This is a genomic window from Actinacidiphila polyblastidii (genome assembly GCF_036353415.1).
GTDB lineage: Bacteria > Actinomycetota > Actinomycetes > Streptomycetales > Streptomycetaceae > Actinacidiphila > Actinacidiphila polyblastidii.
Map to the genome: position 1 here is coordinate 367,974 of NZ_JAZEWV010000001.1, position 24,411 is coordinate 392,384.

20 protein-coding genes and 3 pseudogenes are annotated in these 24,411 nt (G+C 66.5%); 11 read left to right on the top strand and 12 right to left on the bottom strand.

Annotated elements, in window-relative coordinates:
• Window positions 1-48 precede the first annotated feature (48 nt).
• Window positions 49-1,161, top strand: coding sequence for a ricin-type beta-trefoil lectin domain protein (locus V2S66_RS01440; protein ID WP_330792492.1), 1,113 nt, complete (start codon window positions 49-51; stop codon window positions 1,159-1,161).
• Window positions 1,162-1,285: 124 nt separating this feature from the next.
• Window positions 1,286-2,764 carry an RICIN domain-containing protein gene (locus tag V2S66_RS01445; RefSeq protein ID WP_330792494.1) on the top strand — a complete coding sequence of 493 codons (1,479 nt, stop codon included), beginning with the start codon at window positions 1,286-1,288 and terminating at the stop codon, window positions 2,762-2,764.
• Window positions 2,765-3,025: 261 nt separating this feature from the next.
• On the opposite strand, the gene V2S66_RS01450 is transcribed toward V2S66_RS01445, so the two are convergent.
• The 4 genes from V2S66_RS01450 to V2S66_RS01465 form a co-directional block, all read right to left on the bottom strand.
• Window positions 3,026-3,604: a TetR/AcrR family transcriptional regulator gene (locus V2S66_RS01450; protein WP_330792496.1), complete on the bottom strand. Its 579-nt coding sequence runs from the start codon at window positions 3,602-3,604 to the stop codon at window positions 3,026-3,028.
• A gap of 94 nt (window positions 3,605-3,698) precedes the next feature.
• Window positions 3,699-4,262 (bottom strand): carboxymuconolactone decarboxylase family protein, encoded by a 564-nt coding sequence (locus V2S66_RS01455; RefSeq protein WP_330792498.1) that lies wholly within the window; start codon window positions 4,260-4,262, stop codon window positions 3,699-3,701.
• Between the two features lie 23 nt (window positions 4,263-4,285).
• A complete protein-coding gene (locus V2S66_RS01460) occupies window positions 4,286-4,663 on the bottom strand; it encodes a nuclear transport factor 2 family protein (RefSeq protein ID WP_330792500.1) in 378 nt (125 codons plus the stop codon).
• 265 nt (window positions 4,664-4,928) lie between these two features.
• Window positions 4,929-6,272 carry an FAD-dependent monooxygenase gene (locus tag V2S66_RS01465; RefSeq protein ID WP_330792502.1) on the bottom strand — a complete coding sequence of 448 codons (1,344 nt, stop codon included), beginning with the start codon at window positions 6,270-6,272 and terminating at the stop codon, window positions 4,929-4,931.
• A 506-nt stretch (window positions 6,273-6,778) separates the two neighbouring features.
• Between V2S66_RS01465 and V2S66_RS01470 the strand changes: the two are divergent.
• Together V2S66_RS01470 and V2S66_RS01475 are read left to right on the top strand one after the other, a co-directional pair.
• A pseudogene (locus V2S66_RS01470) lies at window positions 6,779-7,177 on the top strand (transposase); the annotation flags it as partial.
• 7 nt (window positions 7,178-7,184) lie between these two features.
• Entirely contained in the window at window positions 7,185-10,730 is a 3,546-nt protein-coding gene (locus V2S66_RS01475) for a polymorphic toxin-type HINT domain-containing protein (protein ID WP_330792504.1), read from the top strand.
• A gap of 633 nt (window positions 10,731-11,363) precedes the next feature.
• On the opposite strand, the pseudogene V2S66_RS01480 reads toward V2S66_RS01475, so the two are convergent.
• The 3 genes and pseudogenes from V2S66_RS01480 to V2S66_RS01490 form a co-directional block, all read right to left on the bottom strand.
• Window positions 11,364-12,691: pseudogene (locus V2S66_RS01480) on the bottom strand (tyrosine-type recombinase/integrase).
• Entirely contained in the window at window positions 12,691-12,915 is a 225-nt protein-coding gene (locus tag V2S66_RS01485; protein WP_330792505.1) for a helix-turn-helix domain-containing protein, read from the bottom strand. The pseudogene V2S66_RS01480 and the gene V2S66_RS01485 overlap by 1 nt, the downstream one beginning before the upstream one ends.
• Window positions 12,915-13,879: pseudogene (locus tag V2S66_RS01490) on the bottom strand (replication initiator); the annotation flags it as partial. The pseudogene V2S66_RS01490 and the gene V2S66_RS01485, both read right to left, overlap by 1 nt.
• Window positions 13,880-14,513: 634 nt before the next feature.
• On the opposite strand from V2S66_RS01490, the gene V2S66_RS01495 reads away from it, so the two are divergent.
• Genes V2S66_RS01495 through V2S66_RS01505 form a run of 3 tightly spaced genes read left to right on the top strand, consistent with a single transcriptional unit; the run spans window position 14,514 to window position 17,472 of the window.
• Window positions 14,514-15,620, top strand: coding sequence for a DUF262 domain-containing protein (locus V2S66_RS01495; protein WP_330792508.1), 1,107 nt, complete (start codon window positions 14,514-14,516; stop codon window positions 15,618-15,620).
• Entirely contained in the window at window positions 15,617-16,369 is a 753-nt protein-coding gene (locus tag V2S66_RS01500) for an MAE_28990/MAE_18760 family HEPN-like nuclease (RefSeq protein ID WP_330792510.1), read from the top strand. The genes V2S66_RS01495 and V2S66_RS01500 overlap by 4 nt, the downstream gene beginning before the upstream one ends.
• Window positions 16,366-17,472 carry a DNA cytosine methyltransferase gene (locus tag V2S66_RS01505; protein WP_330792512.1) on the top strand — a complete coding sequence of 369 codons (1,107 nt, stop codon included), beginning with the start codon at window positions 16,366-16,368 and terminating at the stop codon, window positions 17,470-17,472. The genes V2S66_RS01500 and V2S66_RS01505 overlap by 4 nt, the downstream gene beginning before the upstream one ends.
• Window positions 17,473-17,643: 171 nt before the next feature.
• On the opposite strand, the gene V2S66_RS01510 is transcribed toward V2S66_RS01505, so the two are convergent.
• Complete coding sequence (locus tag V2S66_RS01510) at window positions 17,644-18,663, bottom strand: HNH endonuclease (protein WP_330792513.1); 1,020 nt, start codon at window positions 18,661-18,663, stop codon at window positions 17,644-17,646.
• Between the two features lie 221 nt (window positions 18,664-18,884).
• Here V2S66_RS01510 and V2S66_RS01515 point away from each other — a divergent pair, with 221 nt between their 5' ends.
• Window positions 18,885-19,526 carry a hypothetical protein gene (locus V2S66_RS01515; protein ID WP_330792515.1) on the top strand — a complete coding sequence of 214 codons (642 nt, stop codon included), beginning with the start codon at window positions 18,885-18,887 and terminating at the stop codon, window positions 19,524-19,526.
• Between the two features lie 445 nt (window positions 19,527-19,971).
• On the opposite strand, the gene V2S66_RS01520 is transcribed toward V2S66_RS01515, so the two are convergent.
• From V2S66_RS01520 to V2S66_RS01535, 4 genes are read right to left on the bottom strand one after another with little or no spacing between them, the layout of a single operon-like run.
• Window positions 19,972-20,355 carry a hypothetical protein gene (locus V2S66_RS01520; protein WP_330792517.1) on the bottom strand — a complete coding sequence of 128 codons (384 nt, stop codon included), beginning with the start codon at window positions 20,353-20,355 and terminating at the stop codon, window positions 19,972-19,974.
• A complete protein-coding gene (locus V2S66_RS01525; RefSeq protein WP_330792519.1) occupies window positions 20,352-20,690 on the bottom strand; it encodes a hypothetical protein in 339 nt (112 codons plus the stop codon). The genes V2S66_RS01520 and V2S66_RS01525 overlap by 4 nt, the downstream gene beginning before the upstream one ends.
• The gene (locus V2S66_RS01530) at window positions 20,675-21,112 is read right to left on the bottom strand and encodes an ATP-binding protein (protein ID WP_330792521.1); all 438 of its coding nucleotides are present in this window, start codon (window positions 21,110-21,112) and stop codon (window positions 20,675-20,677) included. Before V2S66_RS01530 ends, V2S66_RS01525 begins: the two co-directional genes overlap by 16 nt.
• 46 nt (window positions 21,113-21,158) lie before the next feature.
• Complete coding sequence (locus V2S66_RS01535; RefSeq protein ID WP_330792814.1) at window positions 21,159-21,566, bottom strand: NUDIX hydrolase; 408 nt, start codon at window positions 21,564-21,566, stop codon at window positions 21,159-21,161.
• A 106-nt stretch (window positions 21,567-21,672) separates the two neighbouring features.
• Between V2S66_RS01535 and V2S66_RS01540 the strand changes: the two genes are divergently transcribed.
• The 3 genes from V2S66_RS01540 to V2S66_RS01550 all read left to right on the top strand — a co-directional run bounded on the left by V2S66_RS01540 (window position 21,673) and on the right by V2S66_RS01550 (window position 24,369).
• Complete coding sequence (locus tag V2S66_RS01540; RefSeq protein ID WP_330792523.1) at window positions 21,673-22,461, top strand: GntR family transcriptional regulator; 789 nt, start codon at window positions 21,673-21,675, stop codon at window positions 22,459-22,461.
• 175 nt (window positions 22,462-22,636) lie between these two features.
• A complete protein-coding gene (locus V2S66_RS01545; RefSeq protein ID WP_330792525.1) occupies window positions 22,637-22,987 on the top strand; it encodes an SCO3933 family regulatory protein in 351 nt (116 codons plus the stop codon).
• Between the two features lie 5 nt (window positions 22,988-22,992).
• Window positions 22,993-24,369, top strand: a complete 1,377-nt coding sequence (locus tag V2S66_RS01550; RefSeq protein WP_330792527.1) for an FtsK/SpoIIIE domain-containing protein — start codon at window positions 22,993-22,995, stop codon at window positions 24,367-24,369.
• Window positions 24,370-24,411: the final 42 nt, after the last annotated feature.

The window sequence follows — 24,411 nt, forward strand, 5'->3', positions numbered from 1 at the left end:
GGGCCCGCCGGACACCCGGCGGGCCCCGCCCCTGAGGAAGGAGGCACGGTGAAGAGACTGACGGCCGCACTCGTGACGGCCCTGCTGGCAGCCGGCGGACTGGCGTGGGGCGCCGGCACGCCCGCCGAGGCCCGGAGCAACACCCACGTACGGCTCATGCCGCTCGGAGCGTCGATCACCGAGGGCTACGGGAGTTCGACGGGCAACGGCTACCGCGGGCCGCTGTTCACCTCGCTCGCCGCGGAGGGCTACACCCCGGACTTCGTCGGCAACCTGCGCAACGGGACCATGGCCGACCCCGACCACGAGGGGCACTCGGGATGGCGCATCGACCAGATCGCCGGGATCACCGACGCGACCCTCGCCCGCTCCAAGCCCAACGTCGTGACCCTGCAGATCGGGACCAACGACCTGGCGCAGAGCTACCAGGTGCCGACGATCTCCAACCGCCTCGACGCGCTGATCGACCGGATCCTCGCCGACGACCCCGGCGTGACCGTGCTGGTCAGCCCGCTGCTCCCCAGCACCGACCCGACCATCCAGGCCAACAGGGCCGAGTACGACCGGCAGGTCCCGCTGATCGTGCAGGCCAAGCGGGCCGCCGGCAAGCACGTCGGGTTCGTCGACTCCAGCGCGGTGAAGGTCTCCGACCTGTACGACGACCGCCACCCCGGTGACGCCGGCTACCAGAAGCTGGCCGACGCCTTCAACACCGCGCTGCTCGCGGCGGACGACGCCGGCTGGATCAAGCCCCCGGTGCCGAACGGCGGCCCGGTCAGAGCCGGTGTCGGCGCGTCCGGCGCGTGCATGGACGTCAACACCGCCAGCAGCGCCAACGGCACCGCCGTCCAGCTCTGGAGCTGCAACGGCGGCGACGCGCAGTGGTGGACGCTCCGTTCCGACGGCACCCTTCGCGCCCTCGGCAAGTGCCTGGACGCGACCGGTTTCGGCACCGCCAACGGGACGAAGCTGGAGATCTGGGACTGCAACGGCGGCGCCAACCAGCAGTGGCAGGTGTCGGGCGCCGGCTATCGCAACCCGCTGTCGGGCCGCTGCCTGGACGACCCCGGCTTCGCCACCGCCAACGGCACCCGACTGGACCTGTGGGACTGCAACGGCGGTATCAACCAGCAGTGGACGGCACTGCCCGCGGTGCCGTAGGCACAAAGGCCGCGGGGCCGCCCAGGCCCGGCCCCGCGGCGCACCGGCGCGCACCGTCTCCACCCCGCGCCGGCCCGCGTCACCGGTAACGGCACGACGACGACACCATGGAAGGCAGGCACCCATGCCGAAGAACACCGGCCGGCCGCGCAGGCTGTTGCGGCGCATCGTGACCGGCCTGCTGCTGCTCGCCGCGGCCGTCCTGGGGCCGCTGCCCGCCGCCCACGCGGCGCCGGTCAGCACGTTCACCCCCGGGGCGGCGTGGAACGACCAGAACGGCAACCCGCTGCAGATGCACGGACTGGGCATCGTGAAGTCCGGCAGCACCTGGTACGGCTTCGGCGAGGACAAGAACGGCGAGAACTCCTCCGACACCTCGTTCCGTTCGATTCCCTGCTTCACCTCCACCGACCTGCGCACCTGGACCTTCCAGAGCAGCGCCCTGCCCCGGCAGGCGAGCGGCGATCTCGGACCCGGCCGCATCGTCGAGCGGCCCAAGGTGCTGTACAACGCCTCCACCCGCACCTACGTGATGTACGCGCACATCGACAACCCCGCCTACACCGAGGCGAAGGTCGGCGTCGCCACCAGCTCCACCCCCTGCGGCCCGTACGCGTACCGGGGCAGCTTCCAGCCGCTGGGCAACCAGAGCCGCGACGAGAGCCTGTTCCAGGACACCGACGGAACCGCGTACCTGCTCACCGAGGACCGCGGGCACAGCAGGACGCACATCGAGCGGCTGTCCGCCGACTACCTCTCGGTGGCCGCGGACGTCGCCGACGTCGCCGGCTACGAGGCCCCGGCGATGATGAAGTCCGGCGGCCGCTACTTCATCCTCGGCTCCAGCCTGACCGGCTGGAACACCAACGACAACATGTACGCCAGCGCCGCCTCGCCGGGCGGCCCGTGGAGCTCGTACAGCGCCTTCGCGCCCGCGGGCACCTCGACGTACAACACCCAGACCGCCAACATCATCCAGGTCAGCGGCACCGCCGGGACCACCTTCATCTACGCCGGCGACCGGTGGAACCCGAACGACCTGGGCGGCTCCCCGCTCGTCTGGCTGCCGATCACCGTGTCGGGCAGCACGCTGAACGTCGGCTGGTTCGCCTCCTGGTCCCTGGACGTCGGCGCGGGCACCTGGACCGCCAACGCGTCCGTGCCCAGCGCGGCCGACCACGTCCTCACCAGCGCGAGCGACGGGCAGGCCGTCGACGTCGACAACGCCTCCACCGCCGACGGCGTCCCCGTCGTCCAGTGGCCCGCCAACGGCGGCGCCAACCAGCGGTGGAACCTGCGCCGGACCTCCGGCAACGTCTTCAGCCTCGTCAGCGCCGCCTCCGGCAAGTGCCTCGACGTGTCGGGCGCCTCCACCGCCCCGGGCGGAGCGCTCATCCAGTGGCCCTGCACCGGAGCCGCCAACCAGCTGTGGGCCTTCGACGCCGTCGGTGACTACGCCTCCCCGTCGAACACCTCCTACGCCCTGAAGAGCCTCAGCAGCGGCCTGGTCGTCGACGTGCCGAACAACTCCACCACCGCGGGCACCGCCCTGGACCAGTGGACCGGCAACGGAGGCGCCAACCAGGTCTGGCACGTCGCCTGACCCTCGCCCCCTGCGTCCCTTCCGCCACCGCGGCCACGGCGGGCCTCAGCCCGCCGTGGCCGGTTCGCCTTCAGGTCTTTCCCTTCCGCTTCGCCTTCCTGGTGAGGGCCTGCGGCTTGTGGACGGCTGTGCCGCCGGACTTCTCGCATCCCCCGTTCCATGACCTGCGGATGCACGGCCGCCTTCCCGGGGCGGGCCTGGCGCCACGGCGATCTCCGCTCGTGCCCCGCCGTGCTGACGCCCACCGGTCACTGCCGCAGTTCAGCGCCGTAGTGCCGCGAGAACCATGTCTCCGTAGCGGTGCCATGTCACCGGATCGCGTTCGGCCAACCGCACCAGTTGCAGGGCCGTGCCGCACAGGACGACCCGCAAATCCATCTGAGTGACGTCTTCGCGCAGCCTTCCGGCGACCCGCGCCGTCTCCATCAACGTCACCAGGGTCTCCAGGACGGATACGGCGGCGGAGGAGGTGGCGTCCGCGAGCCTCTCCGCGAGGAGACGGTCGTGCGCCAGGCCCTCGAAGAGCCCGAGGACATAGCGGCGGAAGGCCTCGTAGGGGTCGGCTTCGCGCAGTGCCGACGCGGTGCGCTCTTCCAGCCGCGCCAAGCTCAGCCCGGTGACCGTCTCCAGCAGGTCCTCCTTGGTCGGGAAGCTCCGGTAGACCGTCGCCTTCCCGACCTGGGCGCGCGCCGCGATCTGGGGAACCGATGCCTGCGTGCCGTACTCGCGGAAGATCTCGACCGCGGCGGCCACCACGCGCTCGTGGTTGCGGCGGGCGTCCGACCGCCTGGGTGTATCGGGCACCCAGTGGTCGGATCCAGAAGCCTCGGAAGGGGTCATCGGAGGGGGGAACCTTCCTTGGAGAGGTGGTCGATCGCATGGACGGCCGCAGACGCGCCATTGCGGTGGGCGACTGCGTGCGTGCCCGCCGGTCTCAGTCCGGGGAGTCGTCGGTCGGTGTGTCCAGGAGGGGCTCGTCGCCGTAGACCTTGGTCACCTGAACGTCCAGCACGGTGGAGATGCGGCCGAATGACCAGTAGTAGCCGATCACTTGCAGAACCTCGACCAGTTCGCGCGCGGTGAGGAACGTGCAAGCCCGCCCGAATACATCGTCGGAGATGTGGGGGCGCTGGACCACCTCGGCCGTGAGGCGCAGCAGGGCGCGGTCGGAAGGTGAGAGCTCGTGACTGTCGATCTGCCTGGCGTGGATCAGCTGCCGGGTGCGCTCATCGACCCCGGCCGACTGCGACATGGGGATGTGCTGAGCCGCGACGAATGTGCTCCCGGTGTACTCGGCGACGGTGAGGATCACCAGCTCACGCGAACGGGCCGGCAGCTCCATGGCGGTGAACTGCGCTTTGGCGAGTTGCACGAACGGCTTCACGGTCCCGGCCGAATGCGCCAGCATTCTGACCATGGGATCGGGCGGCAGGGAGGTGAGGAATTCGCGGACCTCGGCCGGGAGCGACGCGGGGTCCGGATCGGTAAGGCGGGGCATGCCGTACTCCGGTCGTGAGGGAATCAGCGGGTCTCGTCGGCGGCGATGTCGAAACCGGTCTCGCTCAGGTGCCGGAAGCGGCCGTCCTCGGCGAAAGTGCCGAAGATCGCGACCTCACGGCTCTGGGTGGAGCCGTTCTCCAGGGTGATGTGGAAGACATGGCGTTCTGCGTAGGCGGAGCCGTCACGCAGTTCGTCGAGGACGGTCACCGTGCCGTTGGCGACCTGGCTCCTGATGCGCGCGACCATTCCCGCGAATTCCTCACGGTTCAGCGTTTTCCCGTCGCTGCGGTGGGTGTAGTCAGGGGCGTAGTACCGGTCGAGGACCTGGGGCAGTTCCTCGCCTGGGTCAGGCTCGAAGACCAGGGCCCGCAGGGCTTCGCCGATGTGGACGTGAGGCATGGTGAAAGTCCCTCTCATGCTTGCTGCCAACCGAAACGGACCCGTGGGTCCGGTCGTCAGATTACCGGACCCTTGAGTCCGTTTCCAGTCGGATGCCCCGGCGCCGGCCGGCCTGCGCCAAAGAAGGTGCCGTTCACGGCCGGTCCGCGGGTCTTGTTGCCGCTACGGCGGCGCAGGCCGTGGCCGGGTCCGGCGCACAGGACCAGCCGGCCGCGGTCGCGCGGTCAGGTGGCGGGACCGCGGCAGTGTCGTTGCCCGTACGCGCTCAGGGTTCGGGGTGTCGGGTGCGCTCCACCAGCTCCGGACTGAGCAGCGAGGCCACCGGGGCCATCATGTTCGCCACGTGGAGGAAGGCCGTTCCGAGGACCGGGTCGATCGCCGCGGAGGCGCGGTACTGATCGAGGTACCGCCCGATCTGTTCGTCCTGGGGCCCTCGTTCTCCCTCCACCTCGGGAAAGCGCAGGTCGCCCCCGGTGGCCAGGGCCCACGGTTCGGCCAGCAGCGCGGCCGCGGCGGTGAAGAAACGAGCAGACAGGTCGTTGCGGTCGGCCCTGACCAGGGATTCCAGGAGTTCGGCCTGCATGACCGCGACGGTGATGCCCTGACCGTAGATCGGGTTGAAGCTGCACAGTGCGTCGCCGACGACAAGGAATCCTCCGAGATGGCGGCCGAGTCGGTCGAAGTGCTTGAGGGAGCTTTCCGGATAGCGCATCTTGACCGCGTCGTCGAGGGGTGTGGCGGAGCGGAGCACCTCGGCCACTTCCTGGCCCGCCAGTGTCGACGAGAATGCGAGCATGCCCGCGTCGTCTGTCGGTGGTTCCTCACCGAGTATCCCGGCCAGCAGTACCGCGAACTGGTCCTTCTCCTGCCGGATGACCACCCCCGCCCGGGGCTGCCCGGGATAGGGCACGACGGTGGCTCCCAGCCGACCGTCCAGCAGGCCCGGCTCCTGCTGGTAATGGCGGGTGACATAGACCACGTTCGTCCTGACGGCAGTCTCCTCCGGCACGGGATAGCCCAGCTCACGCAGCCAGGTCCGTGCGCGCGAGCCCCGGCCGGACGCGTCCACCACGAGTTCGGCCGGCACTTCCTCCTCGGCACGGTCGTGCCGCTGCCGCTGCCGCTGCCGCACCCGCACGCCGCGGACCTGCCCGTCGTCGACGAGCAGCCCGGCCACCTCGGCCTCTTCGCGGAGGGTGACCTGGGGCAGGCTCCTGACGCGATCCCGGATCATCGTCTCGATGAGGGGCCTGGTCACGCCGTAGCCGCGCAGGCCGGACGCCGCGACGGCCAACTTGTGCCCGTCCAGGTACCAGGAGAAATCCGCCTGCCCGTCTCCGCTGGGAACGCCGGCCGACGCCATGCCCTCGAGGAATCCCGGAAAGAGTTCTTCCAGTCCGGTCGCGCCGCGGGTGAGCAGGGCGTGGACCTGGCGGCTCTGCGGAACCCCGCGCCGGCCGACCGGCTGCTCCGGAAACGTGTCCCGGTCGAATACCGTCACCTTCGCGAACGAGGCGCTCAACGCGCGTGCCGCAAGAAGTCCCGCCACGCTGCCACCGATGACGATCGCGTGACCTGTGCATCGCGGCGCAAGGGATTGGTTGTCCATAATGACGTCAACGGGTCTGACTCCACCCCTCGTTCACTTTTCCCCCCATGACCCGTATCACAACCGGTGTGCGGCCCACGTACCCGTGGTCTGCCAAAGCCCCCCCGCGCGGCGAGTACCGCGGCTCCCGGTCAGGACGGTCGCCCGCATTCCCGAAACGGTGCGCGAGGCAGTCACACGACCAGGTGAACGCATTGGATCCGGTCAGCGCGAGAGCGTACAACTGCGACAACAGGGCCTCCTGGCAGACTCATCGGTCTCGACGACCCCGAGATGCACCACAGGCCCTGTCCTCATGCGCGCTGCCACCGAAGATCACCCGACCGGGAAGTCAACCTCGAACCCACGCTCACCGTGATCGATAGCGCGACGACTTCTCAGCTTGGCGTTCAACCTCGCTGGTCATCCGACCTGCTGATTTGCGGTTCTTCGCGGGACAACGGGGACGGCCGTTCTCCACGCTTCGAGATGTTGAGTCACGAAGCACGAGAGAACGGCCGCTGTGTATGAATCTGCCTGTCGCCGGGTCCGCCGGGGAGGCGTTGTGTGTCCTGTCCCGCTTTCGGGTCGAGTTCTACGAGTCCTTGTACGCCCGTGCGGATGCGCTCTTCGAGCTCAGGGACGCGGTGCTGTGTACGGACGGGCCGGTGAAGACACTGGTCGAGCTGTGCCTGGCTGCCGAGCATCGGCGTGGGCACGGCGCCCTGTACGCCGCGTTGGACCGGGGCTGGTGCGAGCCTGCCCGCCTGCGCCGAGCCCTAGCCGTCCTGCCGCTGCCCTGCGCGGCCGACGGACGGATCGTGCTGGCCGTCGACGTCAGCAACTGGCTGCGGCCTGACGCCCCCGCCAGCGACGACCGGTTGTTCTGCCATGTCTACGGGCGCGGGAACCGCAGCAAGGACCAGGACCCAGGTGCCCGCCCCCGGCGGGGGACGCGTCATCACCGAGACCAAGTACGACTCGCGCGGCCTGGCCGTCGAAAGCGACGGCGACTACTTCGACACCGTCACCGCCACCGGCACCCTGGCCAACGTCACCTCCGCCGAACCCGCGCAGACCCTCACCACCTACGACGGCGCCGGCCGGCCCACCCGCGCCGACTTCTACGCCGACGGCGCCTACAAGTGGGCCTCCACGACCGTCTACGACGGAGACCGCACCACGGTCATCCCGCCCAGCGGCGGAGTGGCCACCACCACCCTGACCGACACTCTCGGCCGCACCACCGAGACCCGGCAGTACGACAGCGTGGCTGCCACCGGCCCTTATACGACGATCAGTTACGACTACAACGCCAAGGGGCAGCTGGACAAGGTCACCGACGCCGGCAACAGCGTCTGGACCTACGGCTACGACCTGATGGGCCGCCAGACCTCCACCGTCGACCCCGACGCCGGCGCCTCCAGCACGGTCTACAACAACCTCGACCAGGTCGAGTCGAGCACCGACAGCCGCGGCAAGACCCTCAGCTACACCTACGACGAACTCGGCCGCGAAACCGGCGAATACGACGCCGCCGTCGACAAGCAGACGGCCGACGATCAGCTGGCCTCCTGGACGTGGGACACCGTCGCCAAGGGACAGTTGACCTCCTCTGCCCGCTACGTGGGCGGCTCCGGCGCCACCGGTCTGAAGTACGCCACCTCGGTCCTCACCTACGACCAGCTCTACCGCCCCACCGCCACCCGCGTCACCATCCCCGCCGCCCCCGGTGAGGACGCCCTCAAGGGCAGCTACTCCTTCTCCACCGACTACAACCTCGACGGGACCCTGTACCAGACCAGCGACCCCGCCGCAGGACACCTGGCTTCGGAATCCCTGGTCTACGGCTACAACGCACTGGACCTGCCCACCACGCTGAACAGCAACGTCAGCGGCTACGTCCAGGGCACCCAGTACACCAAGACCAGCCAGCTCTCCCAGATCACCCTCGGCACCTCCAGCGCCCAGAGCACCAAATGGGTCCAGCAGAGCAACTACTACGACGACGGCACCGCCCGCCTGAACCGGCAACTGGTCACCGACGACACCGGCACCGGCATCGTCCAGGACACCCACTACGCCTACGACAACGCCGGCAACCCCACCCTCACCGACGCCCGCGCCGACGGCGTCGACGACACCCAGTGCTACCGCTACGACGGCCACGACCGCCTCACCGACGCCTGGACAACGGCCGACACCTGGCAGACCACCGGAGCCTGCAAGAGCGACCCGACCACCACCACCCTCGGCAGCGGCCCCGCCCCCTACTGGCAGTCCTACTCCTACGACCCGCTCGGCAACCGCAAACAGCTCGTCCAGCACGCCACCGCCGCCGGCGCGCCCGATACCACCACCAGTTACAAGTACGGCGGCGAAGACGGGAAGCAGCCCCACACCCTGAGCAGCTCCACCACCCACGTCGACGGCACCGCCACCTCCGCCGACACCGTCAACGCCTACGGCTACGACGACGCGGGCAACACCACCAGCCGCACCCTCGCCAGCGGCGCACAGTCCTTGGCCTGGGACGACGAAAACCACCTCCGGCAGGCCTCCAACGCCGACGGCACCAGCTCCAGCTACCTCTACGACGCCGACGGAAACCGCCTGCTCACCCGCGACGACACCGGCACCACCCTCTACCTCGGCGACACCGAACTCCACCTCGACAAGGGCGCCACCACTACCACCGCCACCCGCTACTACAGCTGGGGCGACCAGACCATCGCGGTCCGCACCGACGACGGCACCCTGCAGTGGACCCTCGACGACGCCCACAACACCGCCACCGCCCAGATCGACCCGACGACCCAGGCTGTCACCTTCCGCCGCACCGACCCCTTCGGCAACGTCCGCGGCACCGACCCCGGCGCCTGGTCCGGAGACCACGGCTTCGTCGGTGGAGTCCAGGACGACACCACCGGCCTCACCCACCTCGGCGCCCGCGACTACGACCCCACCACCGGCCGCTTCGTCTCCCTCGACCCCGTCCTCGAAGTCACCGACCCCCAGCAGATCAACGGCTACAGCTACGCCTCCAACAACCCCGTCACCGGCGCGGACCCCAGCGGCCTGATGAACAAGGACTCCGCCGGCGGCGGCTGCGACGACGCCTGCCAACACGAGATCGCCCAACTCGACAAGGACCAGGCAGCCGCCGCAGCCGGCAACAATGGCCACAAGAGCCACCACCACTGCAGCCGGTGGAGCGTCTCCTGCCACGTCAAGAACGCCGCCCACGCTGTCGCCCAAGCCGTGAAGGAACACCCCGTCATCGCTGCGGTGATCGCGACCGCCGTCGTCGTCGGCGCGGTGGCCTGCGTCGTAGGAACCGGCGGAGCGTGCGGAGTCCTCCTCGTCGAGGGCGCGACAGCATTTACCGAAGCGGCGGACTTCGGTGTAGCGGCATCCACCATCAACGCCGCCACCAGCGTGATCGCATCAGGCGGAGCCGTTGTCGCCAGAGAGGTGGCAGCAGCCAGCGCCGCCGCAGGAGTTCTCACCGAAGCCGCCGAAACCGCGTCCAAAGCAGACGCAGCCGCCTCCGCCGGCGCCGACACTGCTGCGGCAACGGCGAAGGACACCGCCGACTCCGGGGCGTCCTCTGGCAGCGATCGAGCCGCCAAGGCCGCACCCAAGCCCGGCCCGGGTGGGTGCAGCTTCGCTCCCAGCACCCCTGTCTTGGTCGCCGACGGCAAGACCAAGCCCATCGGCCAGTTGCAGATCGGCGACCGCGTCGAGTCCGCAGACCCCGAAACCGGGAAACACGTTGGCCCTCAGACCGTCACGGCCACTTACGCCAACCACGACCACGACCACGTAGACGTCACCGTACGCTCGGCCGACGGCACGCCCAATACCATCCATACAACCTCTAAGCATCCCTTCTGGGACGCCACCACCCGCGCCTGGACTCCTGCTGGCAAACTCACCCCAGGTCACGCTCTCCAGAGCGATGACAGCCGCACCGCTGTCGTTCTCACTGTCAAGGTCACGCCAGGTGAGGCCAACCGCTTCAACCTGACCGTCCGAAACCTGCACACGTACTATGTTGTGGCGGGCGGCGTTCCAGTCCTGGTTCATAACACCTGCGGCGAAGATGGAAATAAGGGCAAGGGATTCTTCTCCAGGCTCTTCGGAGGAGGGTCGAAGGCTGCCGATAGCGCCCACGAGCCGAATGCGACAGTCGGCGATCTTCGTGGAATTGGGCATGACAATGTCGATGCTGACGGGAACTGGCAGTCAGATCCTCTCAAGGCTGGAATGGCGCGTTCGATGACAGACGAGGAGCTTCTGAGAAGTACGACCCAGCCGACTGGTGGTGAGTTTTCCCTCCTGCGATTCCATGCGGAAGACAACTACATGATTGAGGGCAATCACAGAATGGCTGAGCTGCTGAGGCGAGCAGCAAGTCCAGATTATCCTGGGATCACTTTCGACACGCCTATTTATATTCACCTCTGGCCAGGCTGAGGGTGATTGGTAGGCCGGTCGTGGTGAATTGAGTGGGAGGGATGCAGCCTTGCATCCCTCCCACATGCACGCTATGAGTTGGACCTGAGAGGGGTGGAGTAGCTGGTGAGGCGCATGGATGACTGGGATACTGGCTCGTTCTTGAAGAACATCGCAATGATTGAGATTCGGGCAATGGCGCGACGGCGGAAGCCTGTGGAATCTTGGCCAAATGACGACTATGTGGCTTGCATTGCATGGCTTGCTGACCTTTGTCATAACATGCCCGACGCATCTCTTCGGCGCAGAGGGTTTCGCGGTTTGGTCCAACGCTGTAATTACCGGGGGCGTCCTTTTGGGCATGCCTGGGCCGTAGCTGACTCAATGGGGCGAGAGTGGATCGCGGATCAACTGACGCGCGAGGGAATTGAATGGGCCGCTCCGGAATTGGCGCAGTGGAAATCTGCACATTGATGGTTCCGTCTTGATTTGTCTACCAGATTCTTGGGGGAAATGTGCGGATGATTTGAATTCTCAAGAAAGTGACGATCGCGGATAGTCGTCAGTCGGAAATGCTAAAATATTTCGGAGGCTCCATCGGATATTTTCCGATGGAGCCTCTTGGTCATCTGACGGCAGTAGCTGACGGCAACGTCAGCGGACGGGACTTGCACAAAGCGGCGGGTCGTCGCCGTCGTCGGGCTCTGAGACTGGCTCTGGGGGGTTGTGCAGGACGCGGCCGAGGAGGTCGATGGCGTCTCGCTGGAGACGGAGTCGGACGTGGGCGTAGACCGTCGCGGTGACGCCGATGTGGGCGTGCCCCAGCAACTCCTTGATGACGACGAGTTCCACTCCCTGTTCCAGGAGGAGGGTCGCGGTCGAGTGGCGGAGGTCGTGGAATCGGATGGGCCGCAGGTGGGAGTCTCGGAGCAGCGCGTTGAAGTGGCGGGTCAGCGTGGCGGGCTCGATTGGGCGCCCGCCCGGGCGCGCGAAGACGTAGCCGCTGTCCTGCCAGTCCGAGCCGGCTTGCTTCTCCTCCTGTGCCTGCCGCTCTCGGTGCGCCCGCAGCGAGGTGACGCAGGAGGCCGGAAGGGCGATGCGCCGCTCGGAGCTGACGGTCTTGGTCGGCAAGTTGGCCAGGCCCCTGCTGGTCGTACGCTGGAGGGTGCGGCGGATGCTGGCCGTGCCGGTGTCCAAGTTGAGGTCTTCCCAGCGCAGGCCGAGGAGTTCGCCCTTCCGCAGCCCGGTACGAAGCGCCAGCTCGAACAGTGCGGCGAGACGGTGCCCCTGCGTGGCGGCGAGGAACTGCCGGGCTTCGCCGGCAGTGAGGGGGTTGAAGCGCCGCGGGCGGGGTGTGCCGGTGCGGACGTTGCGGGCGACGTTGCGAGGGATCTCCTCCTCTCGCACGGCGTGCTCCAGGGCGGACTTGAGCACGGAGTGGATGTAGGCGAGCGTCAGAGGGGAGAGCCGCTTGCCGCAGCACCGGCCAGCGCGCAACAGCGCGGGCGTCGGTTGGCCTGGGCCTTGGGGTCGCGTCCGGCGTCGATGCCGCGTACGCAGCACTGGCAGACGCTCCGCAGTCCGTTGAGCCAGGTGCGGACGTCCTTGGCGGTGAGCTTGGCGAGCTTCTTCCGGCCCAGTCCCGGTATCAGGTACCGCTCGACGACAGCGGTGTATCGGGTGTGGGTGGTCTCCCGGAGGTGGTGGACCGCGACGTTCTCCAGCCAGTACGTCAGGTAGGCCGCGAGGCTGCCCTGGGCGGTGACGACGACCACGCCGCGGTTGCTGGCGGCGATCTTCTCCGTCAGCTTGGCGAGCGCCTCCTTGCGAGTGGTGCCGTAGACGCGGACGCGCTTGCGGGTGCCACCGGGGGCGAGGACGTATCCGGCGGCTTCCCAGCGGCCGTCCTTGCGCTGGTAGACGGTGCCGTCGCCGTTGGCGCGGATGCGGCGGGAGGCGGGCGTGTCGCGTGGTGTGGTCATCAGGCGGCTTCCTGTTCGAGGCGGGTGCGGATGAAGTCGGTAAAGGCGTGGGTGGGGATGCGCCGGGCGCGGCCGAGGGTGATCGAGGCGAGCTGGCCGGAGCGGAGCAGGTCGTAGACGGCGGAGCGGCCGAGCTGGAGGCGGGCCATGACCTGGGGCACCGTGAGCAGGTCCAGCACCGGGGCCCCCTCTGTGTGGAGGACGGCGAGCGGGGGTGAGGCCATCAAGAGCCCCCTTCGGCCGAGAACTGCCGTTCCAGTTCCTTGCTGTGCCACACGTGGGCGGCGAGGAGTACGGCGCCGGGCTGTAGCCCGAGCCGAGGTAGGCCCAGCGACTGACGACGAGCGTGGTCGTCGGGTCGGACTCGGGCAGGCCGGCGCGGGCGCGCACCTGTTCGGTACGCCGGACACGGCGGGCGTCGCGCAGCGCGCCGAGGGTGGTCGAGTAGGAGCGGGACTTGGTGGAGAAGTGGCCGCAGAAGCCGAGCATGTGCGCCCACTTCCAGAGCTTGAGGTCGGCGAACTCCGGGCGCTTTCCCAGCTCCCAGCAGGTGCGGATCATCTGCCGCACGTGACGTGCGACGGCGAGGCGTGGCAGCGGGCGGGCCTGGCCGGTGCCGCCACAGGCGGTGCAGGGGAGCGGAGTTCCGTGCGGTAGGAGGGGGGCGCCGCGTCCCTGGCAGGGGCGGCAGAACAGGGCGTGGTCGAGGGTGCCGGAGGCGTCGGCGGATTTGGTGGCGTACTTGGCTACGTAGGCGGCGACGGCCTGGTCGGTGAGTTCGGTGTCGGTGCCGAAGGCGGCGATCTCGGTTACGTCGCGCTGTTCGCCCCAGGTGAGTTCGCGTTCCCCGACCACGTCTGACTCGACCGTGACACGGACTCGGGCCGCAGCGGCTCGGATGGCGTCGGTGAGCACGGCGACAGTGGCGTACGGAGGCGGGGGCTGGATGCTGCCGTCTGGGCCGTCGAGCCGGATGACGGCGTGGAAGTGGACCAGGCCGCACTTCTGGTATTCGGCGACCTTGGCGAAGGAGACCCGGAGAGCCGCGCGGGCGGTCTTCTGGGTCATGCCGAGCCGGGCGGCGAGTTCCCGGCGCAGATAGATCGTGAAGCGCGCCCATAAGGCTCCGGCGTGGGCGTTGAACAGGACAGCGCCCGCGTAGTCGTACGTCGCGGGGTTCAGCGGACGTGGCACTGAGACTGAAGAGGACTGATCGCGCCGACGTGGATCAAGGCTGACGACCGCAGGTAACGAACCGCCGAGCGCGCAGACCTTCCTGGCGGCTCCGGATTCGAGGCATCACGTCGGGCTCCGACGGCCCAACGGGGCGTGCAGCGGCCGGGGCCTCCCCGTTGGCCTGGTCTGGGAGACCATAAGGTCAGCACGCCATTACAACGTGATCACTGGCAAACGGCTGCCGCTGGCCGCTTCCGGCTGCGCACATGCAAAAACCCCGCCGTCAGCGTTACGGCTGGTGGCGGGGTCTTTCGGCACTTCTTGCGAAGTGCCCCCGGCAGGATTCGAACCTGCGCACACGGCTCCGGAGAGCGTGCCATCTAGCCGCGACCCGCGAGGTCAGTGGAGTGTGGGGGGGACTTCGGGCAGTGGCCAGTCCATGAATGGTCCGCAGTCCCTGGCCTCGAAGGGTCTGCAGGCTTCGAAGTCCCCGTCGAGGATGGCCTACTGCAGCGACTGCATGCGAGTCGCTGTGCCTGGGTGCGCGACATGCCTGCCCGGGCGACGCGTGGCAGGCAGCGGAGGCGAACCTTGGAAATCACCTGACAGAGCGTGGCATGATCGTGTAACAGGTGAGCTAGTGCACGTGGCTGAGCGCGTAGGCGGGGGACAAATGGTGACGAACGGTGACATCCTGATCGGTCCGGAAGAGCAGGCTGCTGCCGAGCAGCAGATCGTAGAACAATCCAAACGTATCGACTTTTACATCACCGAATACACGGTCGAGATTCTGGCTAACAAGATGCGGGCGAACGAGTATGTCGTGCCTCGCTACCAGAGAGAGTTCACCTGGGAGCCGGAGCGTAAGTCGAAATTTCTCGAATCTGTCATCATGGGGCTGCCCATCCCGTTTGTGTTTTTCTGGGAGATGGAGGACACAGGGAAGCTGGAAGTGGTGGATGGGTCTCAACGGCTCCGTACACTGGAGGAATTCATCCTAGGTGACTTCCGTCTCGGAGAGCTCGATCAACTCCCAAGTATCTCCGGCTTCAGGTTTACTGACCTGCCTGAATCTCGCCAGAGGAAGATCAAGAATAAGTCGATTAGGGGAATCGTTCTAAACGAGCATGCAGATGAAGCGGCGCGGCTGGACATGTTCGAGCGCATCAACACCGGAAGTAAGATTGCAAATAAGGCAGAAGTGCGGCGTGGGGCGCTAGCTGGCCCATTTCTGGACCTTGTGATCGAGCTTTCCGACGACCAGCTTCTCCATTCCCTTGCGCCGATGAGCAAGAAGCAGAAGGACGAGCGTGGGTATGACGAACTGGTGACGCGATTTTTTGCCTACGGAGATGGCCTTGATGACTACAGGGATCGTCCGTCTGATTTTATTTTTAAATACGCGAAGAAAATGAACCTTGCTTTCGCGACTGATTCGACGTTGTCGATTTCCTACAGTCGACGCTTTCGCGATACGTTGGAGTTCGTGAACAGGGTCTTCCCGTACGGTTTCCGGAAGACATCGAATGGAAAGGCCACGCCCCGCGCCCGCTATGAATCGATCATCCTCGGCTCCTATCAGGCGTTGCAAGAGCGGCCTGAAATCAAGGACTTCGGGCGAGAGCGATTCAACGTCATTGAGTGGCTCACGGGCGAGCCTTTCGTTGAGATCACGGGATCTGATGGAGCCAATGCCCGTGCGCGTCTGGAGGGGCGAATCGGGTTCGTGCGCGAAAAGCTGGTGGCGGCATGAGCACTGCGGACCTTTTTCCGTTCTTCGAAGAGCGATTCAGCGAGGTTGATTCCTATGTCGACTTCCTTGAGAAGCTTGAGGAGGCTACCCAAAACGGAATCCCTCGCCTTGCCGTGTCCGAGTACAGGATCACTGCTAAGCAGCAGAGAATTCTCTATTCGAGCGTCTATCTCCAGCTCTATAATCTGGTTGAAGCCACAATGGCGAGATGTGTCTCCGAGCTAACTGAAGCGACGTCCTCGGCCGGCGTCTGGCAGCCGCATCAACTGAACGACCATCTTCTGCAGGAATGGGTCCGGTCCAGTGCTCGTACCCACGCCGATATGTCTGCGCCAAGTCGGCTTAAGTACGCACTTGAGATGAGTACGCACATTGTTCAGCAGCTACCGGTCAAGCCGTTCGTCATAGACGTCGGTGGCGGAGGCAACTGGGACGATGAGGTAATCTACAAGATGGCCGAGCGTCTGGGGTGCCCCCTGTCGCTGAGCGTAACAACGCAGGCTAGCGTTAAGCGGAAGCGGCGTGATGGGCTCGGCCCGCTTCAGCTGGTCAAGAGTCGCAGGAACGGCCTAGCTCACGGTTCGATCTCGTTCGTGGACTGTGCGGATGGCGTCGTAGTACGCGAGTTGCGCGAGATGTCACAGTGCGTAGAGGCGTACCTACGTGAAGTGATCACATGCTTTAGAGATTATATCGATTCCCATAATTTTCTCCGACCAGATAGCAGACCAAGCGGTGATACGGCATGAGTGACGACTCCCCCTCCATTTCGGCGGTTGATCTGTTCTGCGGCGTCGGAGGGCTCACTCATGGTCTAGTGCGCAGTGGAATCAACGTCATGGCTGGCGTAGACCTAGACCCACATTGCCGCTATCCGTTCGAGGCGAATAATTCGGCGCCATTCATTGAGCGGGATGTCAAAGACCTCAAGGGTGCCGACCTTAAGCCGTATTTCGCCGATGGGAAGTACTCGCTCCTCGCTGGGTGCGCGCCGTGTCAGCCTTTCTCGACTTACAGTCAAAAAGGTCGAAGCAAGAAGCGGGGCATGGACTGGCGGCTGGTCCTCAACTTCGGATCCATTGTTGCCGACCTGCAGCCCGATCTTGTCACTATGGAAAACGTTGTACAGCTTGCGGACCATGAGGTTTTTTCAGAGTTCCTAGAGTCACTAAACGGGTATTCTGTAAGCTGGGCAAAGGTCGAGTGCACCAAGATCGGAGTTCCTCAGTCCCGCAAGCGGCTTGTTCTTCTGGCGTCTAAGCTCGGTGGACACGGCCTAGACCTCTCGCCACAGTTCGTGCAGTCACCGCGAACGGTTCGCGACGAGATCGGCAAGCTCCCACCGATTGCCGCGGGAGGACAGCATCCGAGGGATTCCTTGCACATTGCTTCATCTCTTAGTGAAATCAACATGAAGCGGATTCAGGCTTCTAAGCCGGGGGGTACCTGGCGCGACTGGGATCCGAACTTGATCGCGGCTTGTCACCGCAAAGAGACCGGCTCAACCTATCCGAGCGTCTATGGGCGCATGGAGTGGGATGCGCCGGCGCCTACCATCACCACGCAGTGCTTTGGTTACGGGAATGGACGATTCGGGCATCCCACTCAGGATCGCGCAATCTCGCTTCGCGAAGCAGCGATGCTGCAGACATTTCCTCGGAATTACAAGTTCCTCAAGCCGGGGGAGCAGGTCACGTTCAGTCGATTGGGACGGATGATTGGTAACGCTGTCCCGGTACGCCTCGGCGAGGTGATTGGGCAGTGCCTCACTGACCATGTACGCGCCTATGAGGCCGGTGATCCGGCTGAGCTGGTATCCAGTGGTCCTGCGCAGTTGGGTCGTTTGTTCTAGTCGTTGCAGGTCAGCTTTTGTCGCCCGTCCCCAATAGTGCCCAAACGTCAAGGAAGTTCCTGACTTGCGGAGGCCTGGCCCGCGGATAGGCCTCCGCAATCTGATGTCAATCGGCTTGCCTCGGCGAGCCGGTGGCATTCAGGTCTTGGATGAAGGATTGGGCTTCGCGGTTTATTTCAGGTCGGGAATTTGTGCACCGCTTTGAAGCGCTACTTCCCGGATGAATTCTCGGAGCTCGTTGGGCGTAGGCCAGGGTGTGTGGCGGTGGATCATTCGGTGGCAGTTGGCACAGATGAGTGCAAGATCGCTGAGCTTGGTCCGCCCCTCGCCGGCCTCGTGCAAGGGCACGACGTGATGACACTCGATGTATCCCGTGCCCCGCGAGCCGTACGTCGCCTCGAAATCGAAGCCACATGACGCACAGGTGAGGCGGCGGTCCCGGCGCAGCACGGCGTCAATCTTCCTCTTACGCAGCCCTTTGTCTCGCTCACGAGTCTTGTGGCGGCGTACCAGCAACTTGCCCTCGGGGGCGCTGTATTCGTCGTCCTCCTCAACCTCCGGTGGAACGGCCTGGAACTCACCCGCGGCGAGGCAGTCCCGGATGTGCTGAGCCACCTTCGTCATCTCGACCGGCCGGGCTAGGAAGTCGTTCAGGACTACGACATCGAGTGCGTTGCCGTTCGTGGGCTTCCCGGGGTAGTCCGGGTGTCGGCACATGATGTCGACGGTCTTGCGAGCCACGCCGTTGGGATTCCGGAACAGCTCGGTACGTTCTTCTTCAGGATGGATCGGCATGGTCTGTAACAGTGCAGACAGCTCGATCACCCGCGAGTCGTCGTACTCCAGCCGCTTCCAGCCGTTGGCCATTGCCAGGTCGCAGGCGAGGATGATCTCGTCACGCGTCCAGTCGGGATCTCGGGACGAACGGATCACGAAGCCCAGTCGGGCGAGCCACCTAGCAGCGTGCGACCTTCCTCCGCTCAACTCATCCGGCCTCAGGGCTCGGCCTTGATCGAACTTGTGGGCCACTCCGGCGATGGCCTTCGAGTCGTACATCCGGTCCTCGTGTATCAGGAGGTATCCCGTCGCCGGCTTGTACCCGTACTCGGCCAGGAACCGGGCACTGCCGCAATCGTCGTACTCGGCGATGGCCTTGAGAACACCGTCTAGGGTGATCGCACCTTTGCGCATGGTAGGAGCGTAAGAGTAGGCAGTGACAGCCTGGCCTACATCTGACCTCATAGTGTGCTTAGTTGACTCCACATCGCGGTGCGGACGCGGTCCCGTTGATACCCGACCGCCCCGGTTCCCACGGGTCCAAGGTCAGTACGACTGACCTAGCATGCTGGGGTGGGTCCTGGTTGCGGCAGGCCCGTCCTGTTGGGCGAAGGCATTCGATTTGAGGAGTGGCTATGGCGGTACAGCGGGATCGTGCGAGCCTTCTCGAACTACTTCAAGAGAACGTTGGCTTTTTGAGGTCGTCGGCGGCCTCTTTTGATGCGGGCTTCGAATCAGAGGCCAAGCGTCTTGCGGTAACGGTTCGCGTGTTGGTGCACGACACCGCGCAGAGTCATTCTTTGCTCCATCAGCTCGGAGTGAAAAGTCAGTTGGGATTTGTTGATACGGCTGAACGCATTAATCCGAGGAACCTTCTGCCGTCAGCGCCCGGTTTGGTGCTAATGCAGATGACTTTCGGCGTCGGCGCCACGTACATTGCCCCTCTCGACAATATTCCTTTGTCGCCGGGGCGTATTCATCCACCTGCGACCTTCGATGTATGGTGGACCGAAGACATTGCGCGGGACTCAAATGGAGTGCTTTGGTCTCGCAAGAAGTTTGTTCTGACCATGGCAAATAAGGAGGGAGGCGCGCATGTCGACCCGCAGCTAAATTCCGCTTATGAGAGCCTTGCGCGGCATAACGGGTTCGGCTTCACCTCGACCGCGACTGGGGTCGATCTACCTTTTGAAGGTAATGCCGCCGCTATCTCCGTGCGTCAGATCTCTCATGAGCTTTTGAAGACGTTTGAAGCTCATGCCACGCTGCTTCTATAGGTTGATGGGTTGGTCCCAGCCCACCACTCGCCCCTCTCCCATCCCGTCTGCCGTCGGCCCGCACTTGTGTGGAGCGGGCGTGGTTCAGGGCGTCAAGGTGGAGCGCGCCACTGTACGAACGACCTTGACGCCCTGGGCCGCGACTGCTCGGCTTGCCCGGGTCGATGGCAGACGGGATGGGAGCACCCCGCACCCACCACGACGATCGCGCGGTCGCCGGCGGGCTTGGCCCATCCTGGAGCCGGAGCGCCCCCGCCGGAGGCATCGTCGTTGACCTCGACTGTGCGGGATCACCTCATGCCGCCGGCCAACCCACCCTCGGGCGCGCGCGGCGCTGGCCGTGCCGAGCGGGGCGGAGACAGGAGCGACGGCGCGGCCGGGCGCCGGACGCGCGCCCGGCGGAGCGTCAGCGACGCCGGGAGCCTTGAACCCGTAGAGAAGGTTGTTACTCAGTTCGGACCCGAGGACTGAATGCGTTGGCGCATGCTGGCTGGTCGGCTGTCCGATGGGCCAGGGCGAGAAAGGTGACCGGGCGCGCGGTCCATTCGATGGTGGTTGTGGCGTGGTGGGTGGTGTAGGTGCAGGGCTTGTCGGCCTGGAGGAGCTGCGTGGCATCGAGTTGGCCGGTGGTGAGCCAGGCCCAGGCGTCGTGGGAGGCGGCTCGGTCCAGGGCGGGCGTGATGGTGCGCAGCGCGATGCGGATCCAGCGGATGGCGTCGGCGGGGGTGGCTACGTCGATGCTGGCGAGTAGGGCGGGGGCCTCGCCTGTCCTCGTGGTCCAGCACTCGCACCAGTAGCCGCGGCGGAGCAGGGGCGTGGGGGCGTTCATTGGGAGCTCCCGCACGGGTGGATCGTCAGCCGGTAGCGGCACGTGTCGTCCGTGAAGATGACGGTGTAGGGGTGGCCTTGCGTGAGGGTGGCCATGGCGCGTTCGTGCTCGGCCGTGTCCGTGAGCCAGTGCCGGCCTGGTCGCGCATAGGGTTCGTCGAGTTGATCGGTCACGTCCTGGGCGCGGCGGCTGAGCCACCGCAGCGCCAGCCGTGGGTTCCGTGCTGCGCACGCTCCCAGGGGCAAGGCCTCGTCAGCCGCGGTGTGCGCTGTGACCTCGCACCAATAGTCGGCGCCGACGGCCGTCCCGTACGTCGGGTTCAGTGCCGTAACCACGCTGCACCATCCACAGCTGTGGACGAGAACAGGTACGCCGAGACCGTGCGCCCGTCGTCGCCCCCGTGGGTCTCGACGCGCTGAGCCAGTGCCGCCACCATGCCCAGTCCGCGGCCGTGCGTCTCGTCCTCGCCCGGGTGCCCGACCACTGGCCGAGTCTTGGCGCCGCCGGCGTCCGTGACCGAGACGCACACCACGTGCTCGGACAGCGCCAGGCTGACGTGGAAGGACCCGGCCGGATCGCCGCTCACCGTGTGCAGGAGCGCGTTCGCGCCCAGCTCCGTGACGATCAAGGCTGCGTCGTCGGCGTGCGGCGAGTCGGCCAGCAGTTCGCGGGCCCAGCGGCGGGCGCGGCCAACTTCTTCCAGCGAACCCGGGCAAGTGAGTCCCCAGATCCGCACTCTACTCATATACTCGTCCATACAAGTTCCTTTGTGCTGGTAGGCGGCCATGGGTAGAGGGTTCGAGCTAGACGAGTTTCACGCCGTCGTGCGCGCGCACGGCCGGCGGGGATGCGGCGTCGAGAGCGTCCAGGACACGGATCGCGTATGCCTCGTCTGCGAGGACGGAGACTTCGTCGCGGGTGGCCCAGCGCAGGGCGCTGGTCTCGCTGCCGGTGGCGGGTCGGCCGTCGATCGCCTCACAGCGAAAGACGAGGGAGACGATGAGGCCGGTCATGTTCTTGTAGACGCCCGTGAGGGTCGCGGGGAGTGCGATCTTGACGCCGGTCTCCTCCAGGACCTCGCGCTGGAGGGCGTCGGGGATGGTCTCGTCCGCCTCCAGCACTCCGCCCGGCGGTTCCCAATGCCCGTTGTCCCGGCGCTTGATGAGCAGCGCGCGGCCCTCGTCGTCGACGATGACTCCGGCGACGCTCACGGAGTGCGGGCGCTCGATCGGCACGTACCTGATCCTCTCGGGTGGCTAGGCTCTCCACCGTAGCAACAAGGGTTGGCCGCTCGTCTAGATATCCAAAGGAGTACGCATGCCCGTAATCCCCTCCGGTGCACTCGGTGCGCTGGACCCGACGAGCGACCGCGCGGTCTTCCGCCAGATCGCCGACCAGCTGCGCGACGCGATCGACAAGGGCCGCTTCGCGGAAGGCGACAAGCTGCCCAGCGAAACGGAGTTGGTCGAGCACTACGGCGTCTCGCGGATGACCGTCCGCAACTCCCTGTCCGTCCTCCAGGGCGAAGGGCTCGTGGTCTCCGAGCACGGCAAGGGCGTCTTCGTCCGCCCCCGGCCGCCGGTGCGCCGCCTGGCTTCCGACCGGTTCGCGCGCCGCCACCGGGAGCAGGGCAAGTCCGCGTTCATCGTCGAGGCCGACGCTGCCGGAAGCCACCCCCAGGTCGACAGCCTGGAGATCAAGGAGGAGCGGCCGAGCCAGGACATCGCCACCCGCCTCGGTGGCCCGCGCCGCGTCCTCGCCCGCCGGCGCCGCTACCTCCTCGACGGCCGTCCGGTCGAATTCGCCACCTCCTACCTCCCGTTGGACCTCGCCCGCGGCACGCCGATCGCGGAACCCAACCCGGGCCCCGGCGGCATCTACGCCCGGCTCGAAGAACTCGGCCACCGCCTGGACCACTTCGAGGAGGAGATCCGCGCCCGTATGCCCGCGCCGAACGAGGTTCGGACTCTGCGCCTGGCCGCCGGCGTCCCTGTCATCCACCTCATCCGCACCGCCTACGACACCGAAGGCCGCGCCGTCGAGGTCTGCGACACGGTCATGGCCGCGGATGCGTACGTCCTCGCGTATCAGCTCCCGGCCACGTGACCAGGGCGGATGGCGTGGCGGAGGCTCAACTCCCGCTACTCGTAAGCCTCCAGAGGCAAACTCGTATAGACGAGTAGGTGGGGTGTGTGGCACAGTGGTTCTCGTGCCCGCAACTTCGGGTGCAACGGACGGCACTTGTCTAGACGACTAGCTGTCATGTGATGAGGAGAAAACGTTGCGCAGCATCCGTGTGGAGACCTCGGCGGCAACCATCCTGCTGACCGAGGCTCCGGAGACCAAGGTCAAGGACCGCCAGACCGGAGAGATCGCCACCGACGCCACCAGCGGCGAAACGCTGATGACGCTCGGCGTGGTTTACATCGAGGACGGGGAGTCGGCGCTCCTCAAGGTCACCATCCCCAAGAGCGGCGTGGGGGAGGGACTGGCCCTCGGCGCTCCGGTCGCCCTGCCGGGACTGGTCGCCCGGCCGTGGGAGAGCACGTTCAACGGACAGCAGCGGCACGGCATCGCCTTCCGCGCCGCCGCCGTCACCCCGGCCGCCTTCCCGGCCCAGGTCGGAGCCTGATCCGCATGGCGGACCTCGGAACGTTGATGGAGGTGGGTGGCTCCCTCGCCGCAGTCGGCGGCGGCGCCGCCTACCTCCGGGCCGAACAACCGGCCGCGTACTGGTCCATGGTCGGCCTGCCGCTGTCGACCGCCCGCCTGCTCGGCTCGTACGCGTCCGTCATGGACGCCTGCGGGCTGACGGTCCCGCCTTCCCGCTTACGGGCCCTGGCCGTACGGGCGACGACTCGCCGCGAGATACGGCCGGTCCCGCCCCGGCGGGGCATCATCCGTCCGACCTCGACGGGCCTGCGCCTTCGGCTGCGGCTCGCTCCGGGTCAGGAACCCGCCGACGTCGCCGCCTCGGCCGAACGGCTGCGGCATGCATGGGGCGTTCACGCCGTGTACGTGACCGTGGTCAAGCCCGGCGTGGTCGAACTGCGGCTCGTCGGCTTCGACGTCCTGCGGAAGGTCCGCATGCCGCGCCGTACGCCTAGCGGAGTGCTCAAAGTGCCGGTGGCTCTGCGGGAGGACGCCACCGCGTTCGTCCGGGACTACCGCGCGATACCCCACCAACTCACCCTCGGCGCAACGCTTGCCGGCAAGTCCATGTACCTGCGCCACCTGGTCGCCGGCCTCGCCCCGCAACCCGTCGCCCTGGTCGGCATCGACTGCAAACGGGGCGTCGAACTCGCGCCCTTCGCCTCCCGGCTGTCCGCCCTCGCCACCGATCCGGATCAGGCGGCCGAACTGCTGCCCGTAATCGTGCGGTTGATGGAAGAGCGCTACGACTTGATCCGGGCCCGGCAGGGCATCGCCCCCTCGACCCCGACCGAGGACATCACTTCGGACGTGTGGGGCCTGCCTGACGCGCAACGGCCGGTGCCGATCGTCCTGTTCGTGGACGAGGTCGCCGAACTCTTTCTCGTCGCGTCGAGGAAGGAGGAAGAGCGGCGCGACGAGATGGTCACCCACCTCATCCGACTCGCCCAGCTCGGCCGCGCCGCCGGGATCTACCTGGAGGTGTGCGGCCAGCGCTTCGGCGCCGAACTCGGCAAGGGCGCGACCATGCTCCGCGCCCAGTTGACCGGCCGCGTCTGCCACCGCGTAAACGACGAAGCCTCCGCGAAGATGGCGCTGGGAGACATCGCGCCCGAGGCGGTCATGGCCGCCTGCGCCATCGCTCCCGAACGGCCGGGCCTGGCGGTTGCCGGGGACACGTCCGGCGGCTGGTCCCGCATCCGTACGCCGTACCTGTCCCTCGGGGACGCCGCCGCGATCTGCGACGCGTCCGCCGGCCTCGTACCGGATCTGCCCGCGCTGGAACCCTTCCGGCCCGCTGTTCCGGCTCGGTCGGGCGACGGCCCGGAGCCCCTGGCCAAGCCCCATCCCGTCACGGGCTGACCCTCCGCCCCTCTCGTACAGCGCCACGTCACTACCCCGTCA

What these genes read in the sequence shown, in the direction of transcription:
- V2S66_RS01550 (WP_330792527.1), top strand. Translation starts at nt 22,993, where the DNA reads ATGGCGGACCTCGGAACGTTGATGGAGGTGGGTGGCTCCCTCGCCGCA.
- V2S66_RS01510 (WP_330792513.1), bottom strand. Translation starts at nt 18,663, where the DNA reads ATGCGCAAAGGTGCGATCACCCTAGACGGTGTTCTCAAGGCCATCGCC.
- V2S66_RS01445 (WP_330792494.1), top strand. Translation starts at nt 1,286, where the DNA reads ATGCCGAAGAACACCGGCCGGCCGCGCAGGCTGTTGCGGCGCATCGTG.
- V2S66_RS01515 (WP_330792515.1), top strand. Translation starts at nt 18,885, where the DNA reads ATGGCGGTACAGCGGGATCGTGCGAGCCTTCTCGAACTACTTCAAGAG.
- V2S66_RS01460 (WP_330792500.1), bottom strand. Translation starts at nt 4,663, where the DNA reads ATGCCTCACGTCCACATCGGCGAAGCCCTGCGGGCCCTGGTCTTCGAG.
- V2S66_RS01485 (WP_330792505.1), bottom strand. Translation starts at nt 12,915, where the DNA reads ATGGCCTCACCCCCGCTCGCCGTCCTCCACACAGAGGGGGCCCCGGTG.
- V2S66_RS01520 (WP_330792517.1), bottom strand. Translation starts at nt 20,355, where the DNA reads ATGAACGCCCCCACGCCCCTGCTCCGCCGCGGCTACTGGTGCGAGTGC.
- V2S66_RS01455 (WP_330792498.1), bottom strand. Translation starts at nt 4,262, where the DNA reads ATGCCCCGCCTTACCGATCCGGACCCCGCGTCGCTCCCGGCCGAGGTC.
- V2S66_RS01450 (WP_330792496.1), bottom strand. Translation starts at nt 3,604, where the DNA reads ATGACCCCTTCCGAGGCTTCTGGATCCGACCACTGGGTGCCCGATACA.
- V2S66_RS01505 (WP_330792512.1), top strand. Translation starts at nt 16,366, where the DNA reads ATGAGTGACGACTCCCCCTCCATTTCGGCGGTTGATCTGTTCTGCGGC.
- V2S66_RS01500 (WP_330792510.1), top strand. Translation starts at nt 15,617, where the DNA reads ATGAGCACTGCGGACCTTTTTCCGTTCTTCGAAGAGCGATTCAGCGAG.
- V2S66_RS01465 (WP_330792502.1), bottom strand. Translation starts at nt 6,272, where the DNA reads ATGGACAACCAATCCCTTGCGCCGCGATGCACAGGTCACGCGATCGTC.
- V2S66_RS01530 (WP_330792521.1), bottom strand. Translation starts at nt 21,112, where the DNA reads ATGGACGAGTATATGAGTAGAGTGCGGATCTGGGGACTCACTTGCCCG.
- V2S66_RS01540 (WP_330792523.1), top strand. Translation starts at nt 21,673, where the DNA reads ATGCCCGTAATCCCCTCCGGTGCACTCGGTGCGCTGGACCCGACGAGC.